General features: G+C 35.7%; 4 protein-coding genes. All 4 read left to right on the forward strand.

All coding sequences use genetic code 11. The features are described from left to right. The first annotated feature begins 83 nt into the window (after positions 1-83). Complete coding sequence (locus ABZC96_RS08660) at positions 84-2,159, forward strand: TonB-dependent receptor (protein WP_373030491.1); 2,076 nt, start codon at positions 84-86, stop codon at positions 2,157-2,159. A gap of 13 nt (positions 2,160-2,172) precedes the next feature. Beyond that, positions 2,173-2,433 carry a hypothetical protein gene (locus ABZC96_RS08665; RefSeq protein ID WP_373030492.1) on the forward strand — a complete coding sequence of 87 codons (261 nt, stop codon included), beginning with the start codon at positions 2,173-2,175 and terminating at the stop codon, positions 2,431-2,433. 6 nt (positions 2,434-2,439) lie between these two features. Next, positions 2,440-3,432, forward strand: coding sequence for a thiamine ABC transporter substrate binding subunit (gene thiB / locus ABZC96_RS08670; protein WP_373030494.1), 993 nt, complete (start codon positions 2,440-2,442; stop codon positions 3,430-3,432). A 2-nt stretch (positions 3,433-3,434) separates the two neighbouring features. Then, positions 3,435-4,207 (forward strand): ABC transporter permease subunit (locus ABZC96_RS08675; protein ID WP_373030495.1); only part of this gene is annotated, 773 nt, incomplete at its 3' end.

Below are 4,207 nucleotides of genomic sequence, written 5' to 3' on the forward strand. Positions count from 1 at the left end.
ACATAATCTACTTTGATAAGTAATTTATCACTTTTATATACTTCTTCTTCCTTTAATACATACATATTTTAAAGGGAAATATAATGAAATCCAAAATTTTAACTGGTTCGATCATAGCAACTTATGCACTATTGAACACGCTTGCATTTGCTGACGAAGCAACACTTGATCCTATTGTTGTAAGTGCTGATTTTAGGGAAGCGAAATTGTCAAAAACAACTAGTAGTGTTACTGTTATAGGAGAAGAGGAGATCTATGACAAATCAACTCAAGCATTTATCGAGACTTTAGCTTCAACACCAAATGTAAATTTCACGGCAGGTGCATCCAAAGCCAAGTATATTCAGATTAGGGGAATTGGTGAGAGAAGCCAATTTGAAACACCAGTTAACCCATCCGTAGGGTTAATAATGGATGGAATAGACTTCTCAAATACTACATTAGGTGTGGGAACATTTGATATTAAACAGATCGAAGTGCTTAGAGGGCCACAGGGAACTACATTTGGTGCAAATGGTATGGCTGGTGTTGTAACGTTAGAAAGTAATGAACCAACAAAAGAGACAGAAGGTCATATAGAAGCTACTATCGGTAATTATAATACTAAAGCATTTGGTGCAGCTGTAGGTGGTACATTGATTGAAGATACACTTTTGGGTAGATTCTCTATATATAAAAATACGAGTGACGGTTTTATGGAAAACAGTTATTTAAACCGTGAAGATACAAATAATATCGATGAACTTACTGCAAAAGTACAATTACGTTGGCTTGTGTCTGACCGTCATACAGTTGATTTTAACTATGCACACATTGATGTAGACAATGGCTATGATGCATTTACTCTTGATAATTCAAGAGTATCTATTGCTGATGAACCAGGAAAAGATACACAAAAAACTGATGCTTTTGCCATTAAATCAACGAGTGTATATGATAACTATCAAGTTATTACACAGTTGAGTTATTCACAAAGTGATACGGTTTATAATTATGATGAAGATTGGACATATCCAGAGTTTCATCCAGATGCTTGGACAGGTTTTGATGAATATATTAGAGATAAGGAACAAACAGATTTTGACATTAGAGTAGTATCTGATGAATCAGGACGTATTTTTAATAACTCAAGTGATTGGACAATTGGTGCTTACTATAAAGATTATAAAGAAGCATTAACGCGTAATCATTTATGGTATCCACAATACAGTGGAGATTACCATACAAAAAACAAAGCTATCTATGGACAGTTAGATACACATCTAGATGATAAACTGACATTTGTAACAGGTTTAAGAATAGAAGACATTGAGTCTGACTATTCTGACTCAGCTGGTTCAGATATTCCTACAGATGAAACACTCTATGGAGCAAAAGTAGGGTTGAACTATGCTGTAAATGACACTAGATTATACTACTTAACTATTGCAAGAGGATATAAACCGGGTGGTGTTAATGCAAATAACGAAATACCTTATGATGCAAGAGAGTTTGAAACAGAAACACTTTGGAATATTGATCTAGGTATAAATAGTAGTTATCTTGATAATAAACTTTTAAGTCGTATTAACTTCTTCTATGGAAAGAGAAAAGATCAACAGGTAAAAAGTTCATATGTTGAAAACCCTAATGACCCAAATACTAATTTTAATGAATACTTTGCCAACGCTGCAGAAGGAACATATTATGGGTTAGAGGCACAATTAGACTATGATATGTCAGACAATTTATATCTTTATGGTTCTCTTGGATTACTTAAGGCTGAATTTGATGAATATAACGACCCAAATCCAGACGCTGTAGATGTAAATGGTAGAGCACCGGCACAATCACCAGAATATCAATACAATATCGGTCTCAATTACATTCTTACAGATGCATGGATATTTAAAACAAATGTTGAAGGAAGAGGAAGTTACTACTTCTCAAACAGACACAATGAAAAAGCTGACTCAGCAACTATTGCAAATGCAAGCTTCGAGTATATACATAATAGTTTAACTGCTACATTATGGGTTAGAAATATTACTGATGAAGAGACACAAGTAAGAGGATTTGGATCTTTCGGTAATAATCCAGCTAATGGATGGGAAACTGAACTTTATACTCAACTAGGTGCACCAAGAACCTTTGGTTTAACGGTATCATACGATTTTTAATAAGGATTTATAGATGGAAATCTCTGTAGACATTAGTATGTATCCGCTTCAAAGAGAATTTGAAGCGCCTATATTAGATTTTATCGCCGAGCTTGAAAAAGAGCAAAGTGTTGAGGTCGTTCGTAATGAACTCAGCACACAGGTACATGGTGAATATAAGGTGATCATGGCACTCTTGGAAAAAGAGATGTTTTCAGTTTTTACAGAGATTCCGGATTCTATTTTTGTACTAAAACTTGTTGGTAATAATAGACAGGGTATTTATGGGATATAATCTTTTATGATTAAAATACTATACATACTTCTACTCCTTACAAGCATTACACTCGGTAATGAAAAACCCACACTCACCATCTACACCTATGATGCTTTTGCTGTTTCTTGGGGTCCAGGCCCTAAGATAAAAGAAGCTTTTGAAAAAGAGCACAATTGTCATGTTAAGTTTGTAGGGATGTCAAGTTCTATTGGGGCACTGCGTAAGATACAACTTGAAGGTAAAAATACTAAGGCAGATATCTTACTTGGGCTAGATACCAACATAGCAGAAGCTGCAAACAAGACCGGACTTTTTGAAGAACATGAGCTGAATACTTCAAATCTAGACTTACCTATAGCCTATACAGATCAAAATTTTGTACCTTATGATTACAGTTATGTGGCTTTTGTATATGATTCAGATAAATTGAAAAATCCTCCATTGTCATTTGAAGCACTTACCTCTATGCCAGAAAATTTTAAAATCGTCATCCAAGATCCCCGCTCATCTACCCCCGGGCTTAGTTTGCTTTTATGGGTCAAGGAGATATATAAAGAAAAGGCAGGAGAGTATTGGAAAAGACTTTCTCCTCATATCTTGACCATCACTAAAGGTTGGTCCGAGGCTTATGGGTTGTTTTTAAAAGGTGAGGCAGATATGGTCTTGTCTTATACGACTTCACCTGCTTATCACATTATAGATGAAAACAGAACGAATTTTAAAACGGCACATTTTCAAGAGGGACATTATGGACAGATAGAAGTTGCAGCTATACTCAAGTCTTCTAAAAACAAAGATTTAGCGAAGAAGTTTCTGCGTTTTTTACATAGTGAAACATTTGCAGAGATTATCCCCACTGCAAACTGGGCATACCCTGTCATAAAAACAAAACAAGGTTTACCTAAAGCGTTCGAGACACTTACTCAGCCATCCAAAATGATTTTACTTGATGGTAAAACAGTTGAAGTACATAGAAAAGCAATCATCAACGAATGGCTTAAAGCATTGGAAAGATAAAGATGTTACAAGATGTAAAAAGATTGAAACATTCACTGCTACCTGGAGGGTTTGTATCTGTCTTATTGCTAGGATTTGCATTTTTACTTTTTTTTATTCTTTTTATCTCACAAGAGACTGCTACAGTAACACAATTTGATGCCAGAGTATTTTCTCTTCTGAAATTCACACTCTATCAAGCTTTTTTATCTACACTGTTGTCGGTGTTGGTAGGGATCTCTTTAGCATGGAGTCTGGCGCATCAACCACACTTTAAAGGGCGATCCTTACTTGTAGCGTTGTTCTCTTCCTCTTTGGTCTTACCCACACTTATCGTAGTATTTGGACTTATATCTGTACTCGGACGTAATGGATGGCTGAACCAACTGAGCCTGTATCTTTTTGATCATTCATTCGGCTCTTACCTTTATGGCTTAGGTGGTATATTGGTAGCACATGTCTATCTGAATGCTTCATTTGCATCACGATCTTTACTCCATACTTTTGAATCTATTCCTAAAGAGAAATACAAACTTGCAAAAAGTTTGAATTTTAGCACCTTTGAAAGATTCATCTATGTAGAGTGGCCGGCTTTACGTTCTACGCTCTTAAGCATCGCATCGACGATATTCCTTTTATGTTTTACCTCATTTGCCATAGTACTCGTTCTTGGAGGCTCACCGGCATACAATACTTTGGAAGTAGCTATCTATGAAGCGGTAAAACTTGATTTTGACATTGCTTTGGCTTTAAAATTGGCACTGATCCAACTTGCAGTGACTACCTTGCTTGTACT

The organism is Sulfurovum sp. (assembly GCF_041551015.1).
In the GTDB taxonomy this organism is placed as follows: Bacteria; Campylobacterota; Campylobacteria; order Campylobacterales; family Sulfurovaceae; genus Sulfurovum.

Bases quoted from the DNA above. Each gene is read 5' to 3' on its own strand.
- thiB (WP_373030494.1), top strand. From the start codon at position 2,440: ATGATTAAAATACTATACATACTTCTACTCCTTACAAGCATTACACTC.
- ABZC96_RS08665 (WP_373030492.1), top strand. From the start codon at position 2,173: ATGGAAATCTCTGTAGACATTAGTATGTATCCGCTTCAAAGAGAATTT.
- ABZC96_RS08660 (WP_373030491.1), top strand. From the start codon at position 84: ATGAAATCCAAAATTTTAACTGGTTCGATCATAGCAACTTATGCACTA.